The organism is Pseudomonas sp. 51_B (genome assembly GCF_017491595.1).
GTDB lineage: Bacteria > Pseudomonadota > Gammaproteobacteria > Pseudomonadales > Pseudomonadaceae > Aquipseudomonas > Aquipseudomonas promysalinigenes.
This window is the reverse complement of sequence record NZ_JAFGYW010000132.1, coordinates 1-555: the sequence shown is the minus strand read 5'-3', so window position 1 is coordinate 555 and position 555 is coordinate 1. Positions and strand designations below refer to the sequence as shown.

Annotated in this window: 1 protein-coding gene; it reads right to left on the bottom strand. The window is 66.7% G+C overall.

What is annotated here, in order from left to right; translation table 11 throughout:
• Positions 1-555: response regulator (locus J5M56_RS24010; protein ID WP_243430887.1), on the bottom strand; the 555-nt coding region annotated here is incomplete at both ends.

The window sequence follows — 555 nt, the reverse complement described above, 5'->3', positions numbered from 1 at the left end:
CTGATCGACATGCTGCACCAGCACGATCGCGGCGGGAAAATCCTTCGGCAGGCCTTTGAGCAACACTTCCAGCGCCGCCGGCCCACCGGCAGACGAACCGATCGCCACCAGCCGCTGACGTGACGGCGAACTGCGCGGCGAACTCGGCGCCGGGCGCGCACGTGGCGCCTTGTCGCCGATCAGCCAGCCGATGTTGAGGATCTTGCGCAACAACGGCGCCGCCGCTTCCTGGGCATTGCCGGCGCCAATGGCCGGCGTGTCGACCACGTCCAGCGCGCCGTGGCCCATGGCCTCGAACACGCGGTGCACGTTCTGTTGACGATCTACGGTAACGATGACAATCGCGCACGGCGTCTCGGCCATGATCCGCCGCGTGGCTTCGACGCCGTCCATGATCGGCATGATCAGGTCCATCAGAATCAGATCCGGGGTGTATTCGGCGCAGCGTTGCACCGCCTCGGCGCCGTTGCTGGCGACCCAGATCACCTGATGCGCCGGCTCGAAGGCCAACGCTCGGCGCAGAGCCTCCACCGCCAGGGGCATGTCGTTGACGAT